Genomic DNA, 3,834 nt, shown 5'->3' with positions numbered 1-3,834 from the left:
GCGTGTCCGAATATGGCGAGCAGCGCACTCCGCGCCGTGTGACTATGGCGTACCGCGCCGCCAGGACCGCTCATGCCTTCGTTTCGCCTGTTTGGCCTCTCCGCCAAGCCTTTCGCGCACCTCTCTGAACTCACTGCCGACGAGCTTGCCGCTCAAGGGGTGCTCCGAGTCACAGCTGTGAGCAGCCCTGGCTACCCCTGCCGCGTCAGCCTTGTCGATGCGCAAGTCGGAGAGGAGTTGTTCCTTCTCTCTTACACACACCATCCCGTCGACACACCGTACCGCTCGTCTGGGCCCATCTACGTGCGCGTCAATGCTGAGGAGTGTCGTCTTGCGCCTGGGGAGGTAACCTTTGTCGCCACCTTTTGGTTCACGGTCGCGGCAAACATCGGGGCGTTCGTGGCTTGGCACGCGATGCTTCAAGGCAAGCTGTAGCCATAAGAGCGAGGCCTAACCCTTCGCTCGAGGCGACCCTCCACGGCTTGGCGCTTGGGCCGCGAGCCGGCCAGTGTCATCATCCGTCTCGCGGCCCAAGCGCCAACCCGCGGCGGTCGCCTCAGCTCAAACGTTAGGGCGCACACACGCAGCACCTGTCGCATGCCATCGCTCCTTGATCAAGAACTCGCCGAGGCGAATGCTGAGCTCGCGTCCTTCGCCAAAGCATCATCAAATGCCAGCTTCCTTCTCGGCAGTGCAGTCTTGCTCGCGGTAGCAGCGCCCGTCATTCTTGGCCTGCTCTATGCGTTGAAGCCCGCTTCGCTTCCGGAGGGAATCGTTCTTTGCGTTGTTCTGGTCTCCGCCTGGGCGGGGTACGGTTGGTGGTGGCGCATTCGCGCTAGTCGCGCCTTTGAGGTCGTTCGCGCCTGTGGTATCAAGCTTGAGCGCTCTGGCTTCTCCGTCTACGTAAAGCCGGGCCTCCTCCAACCGACGCTCAACGTGACCTCTGCTACTGACACAGTCGCGGCGAACCACAAGTGTCTCGATTTCGAGCGCCTCACACAGCGAGTTCTCCGCGCCAGCCTTGACTGAATGCAGTGCGCCCTAACCCTTCGCTCGAGAGGGACCTCCACCGGCAAGGCGCTTGGCCCGCGAGCCGGTGTGGTCCATCATCCGTCCCGCGGGCCAAGCGCCTTCCCGGTTCCGGCCCCTCAGCTCAAACGTTAGGGCGCACAGGCAACTCCTGGGTGGATCAGCAGGCAGCAAAACCATGGCCAAGACACCTGACTCCCTCCCTCCCGAGGTGCTCGCTGCATTCGAACGACGTCAGCCAATCGAGGCCATCAGACTGCTTCTTCGAATGCGCGCGCACGGGCTCGTCGCCGGAAGACCCTCACCACAGTCGACGGTCAAGCACAACGTCGGGGCCAACAAGCCGGAGGCAACGTCCGTTCCTCCGGTCGAGCCGCTGGCAACAAAGCCGAATGGTCTGTCACCCGGAGAAGTCCCGCGCGCCGATTCGGCCTTCTGGGGTTGGGTTGTCGTTGGCTTGTTTGTGTACCTGCTGTATCGGCTCTTTGGCGGGTAGAGCTTTTCCCGAGAGGCCGTATGTCGGGTGCACGGCCTCCTAGCCAACTTGTAGGCACGCGAGTGCGCCCTAACCCCTCGCTCGAGAGGGACCTCCGCCGGCAAGGCACTTGGCCCGCGAAGCGGTGTGGTTCATCATCCGCCTCGCGGGCCAAGCGCCTTTCCGGCTACGGCCCCTCAGCTCAAACGTTAGGGCGCACACACCGTGATTCGAGTTCTCGCATTAGTCTTCGCAATGGGCCTCTTGGGTGATGCGTCAGCATGTTCCTGCATCACTCGAACTACTCTGAAGGAGCAGTTTGAGTACGCCGACCATGTTTTCGTTGGTCGTGTCCTCTCTAAGGAAAGTGTGGCCTCGCGTGAAGATCCGAAGGGGTGGCCTGGAGTTGCTGCCAAGGTTCAGTTGCAGGAGATCGTGAAGGCGAAGTACCCGCCACCGACCAAGCTCATCACCGGCGTCGGAACAGGAGACTGTGGCGTTCCAATCTTTCCAGCGCTGTCCTATGTATTCTTTGCCGGGCCTGGGGGAGAAATCGACATCTGTTCCGGCACTCGTCCGTATATCAGCGGCAACGAAGAAATGGAGCGATACCTACGCGAAGTCAAGTCGCTGGCGGGTCAGAAGAGTGCGCCCTAACCCTTCGCTCGAGTGGACGGCCAACGGCATGGCACACTGGCCGCGAGGTGCTGAGGTACATGATGCACCTCGCGGCCAGTGCGCCATGCCGTCGTCCACCGCTCAGCTCAAACGTTAGCCCTCACAGCCACTTACTAGGGAGACATCAGGCGAATGGAATCAGTACCTGTCTACCGCTTCTGGCAATTTGGCACCACTGTCCGCTACCTCCAGGACGTTCAGGCTGACTATGGTGTCCACGGGAACGGCAATGTGCTCGCAAACATCAACGCCATGTTTACTCGCCTTGAGGAGCTCAAGCTTCGTGTGACCATACGCGCAGCTCATGAACTTCAAGCGTTCCAGGCAGAGCTCAAGGCGCTTCCTCACGACGCCAAGATCACCCTAGCACAAGCGCAGCGCCTCAATCGCATCATCCACGCCCTTCGCCAAACGCTTGAAGCCGAGCTAAAGGGAATCAACGCGTACACGATTTCTGCCAAGCGCCTGGACGTAGAAAAGCTCACGAACGACGTTGCATCTCTATTTGCCCCTGATGTCTTCGCATCTCTGACACCAATTGCGCAGTTTGACTTAATCGAAGCAGCAAGATGCATTGCTTTTGAGCGCCCCACAGCTGCAGCCTTTCATCTAATGCGAGCAACCGAAGAGGTGTTGCGTGGCTACTATTGCCACTACGTCCGCCGCGATCGAATCTCACCTTTGTTGTGGTATCCCATGGTTCAGGCCCTACAACAACACCGCAAGGCCAAATCAAACGACACCCTTCACAGGCAACTTGACAATATTCGAGTGTCGTTTCGTAATCCTACACAGCACCCCGACAAGGTCTACGACATTCACGAGGTTCAAGACCTGTTTGGCCTATGCGTTGACTCAATCAACCGCATGCGTAGGCTGTGCAACGGTGAGGGCTAACCCTTCGCTCGAGCGGACCTCCACCGGCAAGGCACTTGGGCCGCGAGCCAGCCAGTGTCATCATCCGTCTCGCGGCCCAAGCGCCTTGCCGGCGGCGTCCGCTCAGCTCAAACGTTAGGCAGCACAGGGTGAAGGTGGCGTTTCTCGACGTCTGCTACAGCGATCAGGGAGCTCAGTCGGCCTGTGTCTTGGCGGACTCATGGGTCTCGAGTGCACCAAGTTCAGCGCACGTGCAGACCATCGACGAGGTAGCACCCTATGAACCAGGCAGCTTCTACAAACGAGAACTTCCTTGTTTGCTGGCCGTGATTCACTCACTGCCAGAGCCTCCGACTTACATCGTAGTTGACGGGTATGTCTGGCTACCCCCTGCTGGCCTTCCCGGGCTTGGGGCACACCTCTACGAAGCGCTGTCGGGAACCATACCGGTCATCGGCATTGCCAAGCGCTCCTTTGCAGGCGCACAAGCCTGCCGGCTCGTTGCGCCAGTTCTTCGCGGGAAGTCGGCTCGCCCCTTGTTCGTCACAGCTGTGGGCATTAACCTGCCGCAAGCGGAAATACACGTTCGCGAATTGGCTGGCGCGCACCGCATCCCTCTGCTTGCGCAAGCGGCTGACCATCTGGCGAGGGCTCCGCGCTCGAGCCACGCGCGTGCTGCCTAACCCTTCGCTCGAGGCGACCCTCCACGGCTTGGCGCTTGGGCCGCGAGGCCGTGGTGCATATCATCGGCCTCGCGGCCCAAGCGCCAATCCGCG

5 protein-coding genes are annotated in these 3,834 nt (G+C 60.3%); all 5 read left to right on the top strand.

Annotated elements, in window-relative coordinates:
• The first annotated feature begins 72 nt into the window (after positions 1 to 72).
• The 5 genes from D9C15_RS34560 to D9C15_RS34555 all read left to right on the top strand — a co-directional run bounded on the left by D9C15_RS34560 (position 73) and on the right by D9C15_RS34555 (position 3,741).
• Positions 73 to 435 (top strand): DUF1203 domain-containing protein, encoded by a 363-nt coding sequence (locus D9C15_RS34560; RefSeq protein WP_127997200.1) that lies wholly within the window; start codon positions 73 to 75, stop codon positions 433 to 435.
• Between the two features lie 162 nt (positions 436 to 597).
• On the top strand, positions 598 to 1,029 hold the full coding sequence (locus tag D9C15_RS09405) for a hypothetical protein (protein ID WP_127997199.1): 432 nt from the start codon (positions 598 to 600) through the stop codon (positions 1,027 to 1,029).
• Positions 1,030 to 1,729: 700 nt separating this feature from the next.
• The gene (locus D9C15_RS09400; protein WP_127997198.1) at positions 1,730 to 2,161 is read left to right on the top strand and encodes a hypothetical protein; all 432 of its coding nucleotides are present in this window, start codon (positions 1,730 to 1,732) and stop codon (positions 2,159 to 2,161) included.
• Positions 2,162 to 2,314: 153 nt separating this feature from the next.
• Positions 2,315 to 3,079 (top strand): hypothetical protein, encoded by a 765-nt coding sequence (locus D9C15_RS09395; protein WP_127997197.1) that lies wholly within the window; start codon positions 2,315 to 2,317, stop codon positions 3,077 to 3,079.
• A gap of 128 nt (positions 3,080 to 3,207) precedes the next feature.
• Positions 3,208 to 3,741: an endonuclease V gene (locus D9C15_RS34555; RefSeq protein WP_205854764.1), complete on the top strand. Its 534-nt coding sequence runs from the start codon at positions 3,208 to 3,210 to the stop codon at positions 3,739 to 3,741.
• Positions 3,742 to 3,834: the final 93 nt, after the last annotated feature.

It is taken from the genome of Piscinibacter defluvii, from assembly GCF_004011805.1.
GTDB lineage: Bacteria > Pseudomonadota > Gammaproteobacteria > Burkholderiales > Burkholderiaceae_C > Piscinibacter > Piscinibacter defluvii.
Note: the sequence above shows the minus strand (reverse complement) of the source record. Positions and strands in the feature narration are given on the sequence as shown.

Excerpts from the sequence above, each read along its gene's own strand:
- D9C15_RS09405 (WP_127997199.1), top strand. The coding sequence starts at position 598 with ATGCCATCGCTCCTTGATCAAGAACTCGCCGAGGCGAATGCTGAGCTC.
- D9C15_RS34560 (WP_127997200.1), top strand. The coding sequence starts at position 73 with ATGCCTTCGTTTCGCCTGTTTGGCCTCTCCGCCAAGCCTTTCGCGCAC.
- D9C15_RS09395 (WP_127997197.1), top strand. The coding sequence starts at position 2,315 with ATGGAATCAGTACCTGTCTACCGCTTCTGGCAATTTGGCACCACTGTC.